Origin of the sequence: Paenibacillus lautus (assembly GCF_050482385.1) — a bacterium.
Classification (GTDB): domain Bacteria; phylum Bacillota; class Bacilli; order Paenibacillales; family Paenibacillaceae; genus Paenibacillus_AQ; species Paenibacillus_AQ lautus_B.
In genome coordinates this window covers 1-1,678 of sequence record NZ_JBCNHV010000051.1, presented here as the reverse complement: position 1 = coordinate 1,678, position 1,678 = coordinate 1, and the positions used below count along the sequence as shown (strand labels likewise).

The 1,678-nt window shown below is 45.0% G+C and carries 1 pseudogene; it reads left to right on the top strand.

The annotated features are described in order from the left end of the window. Window positions 1-1,678: pseudogene (locus ABEW73_RS33740) on the top strand (hypothetical protein); the annotation flags it as partial.

The window sequence follows — 1,678 nt, the reverse complement described above, 5'->3', positions numbered from 1 at the left end:
TGGGGGAGTCTGATTTCGTCAGTTACCGGGTACATACGAACCAGTACTGCCAGGTGGGGGACAATGTTTCTTTTAAGGGACAGATGTGGGTGGTTACGGAATCCGTTATTACTTATGAAACTGGTTTAATCTATTATGAATATGTACTGATGCAGCGTGCAGCACTTCGGCGTAAGGTAAGAACGAATCGTGCGCTTCAGGGAGTTGCCTTGGAAGGACACGTTATAAAACGCGGCAACAATATGGTTAAGGTGCATTTGGATATTGATCACGATCATGACGAACGAGGAAATTGGTGGTTTCCGTACTCACCGGAAGGCAATAACATCTTTCACTGTATGCCGGAAAAAGGTGCGCGTATCAAGGTTCATTTTCCTGAGGGAACGGAGAAAAAGGCGATTGCAATCAACTCCGTGCGAGGCAGAAACGAAGAGATGAAATCGCGCACCGTCTTCCAGAAGCCGATGACAAAAGTATTCCATATGCCTGGAGCGGCGAAGATGGAACTTGGTGAAGATGGTGTGTTATTCGAGAAGAATACCGTCAGTTTAACTCTGGATGGGAACGATATTTCATTAAGCGCCACGGAATCCATTCTTGTAGTCGCAGCTAATGAAATCGAGCTAGGCGGCCAAAATATGCCGGAGCATATCAAGCTCGTGGCTAACGAGACGATTACCTTCTTCACGAACACGGATCACTATATGGAAATCCGGCCGGAGTATGTAGGGATTAAAGGCAAGAAAGTGAGTCTCGAGAAAGTCGAAATGGACTTTCTGGATATGCTTACGGATGAAGAGCTTGAGAAGTTGTATGTGGATAATGAATATTCTAAAGTTGCAATAAAAAGGGCGGAAGCCATGAGCAATGTTCCGGCCGGGACGTATATGATGCCGAGTTGGACAGAGAAAGACAATCAAAAAATCAGGGACGATGCAGCGGCACGTTTTAGAGATCCGGCAACCAGAAACGATGCCAAAGAGTCGCTGAGAGGACTAGGAAATAATGAGTTAAAGAAACGCTACCAAGAAAAGTTCATTCCACCCCCACCTAAGGCAAAGAGAAAGTCAGAAAAGGAAAGAGTCCAAGAACAGCAAGAATATGCGGAGTTCTATCAAAACTATGTAGATATACGAAGTGGCAAGAAGGCGCCGCCTAAGCAGTCAACCTCTCCATGGAAAGCTGTGAAGGATCAACTACCGATAAAGGAACTGAAGACTCATATAGAGAAACAGGCTAATCATAATGAGGCTTTACAGGGGCTTGTGAATGTATCCAAAGCATTATCTGGCTCGATAGAAAAATGGGGGGATCGTTGGGAGGAGCGAAGAGAGGAACATCAATTAAACGAGTTGATTCCGCAGGTACCGGATTATCTTAGCAAAATCCCGGACGAGGATATCTATTTCTCACGTTTCACCTTTGAAGAGCTCGTGGTTAAACAGCAAAAATTGATGACAGAACTCAACTTATTGTTTGGAGCCGTAGCTGTGGTAGGTGCCTTTTTCACCGCAGGTGGTTCGTTATATTTATTAGCCATAGCCAATGGAGTTTGGGGCGTTGCACAGATCGGTGTAAGTACCATGAAACTGCGAGATTTAAATGATGGGATAGTATCCGACACAAAATTCCTCGGGATTAATCAGGAAATGCTGGATGTGACAGGGTTAATGCTAGG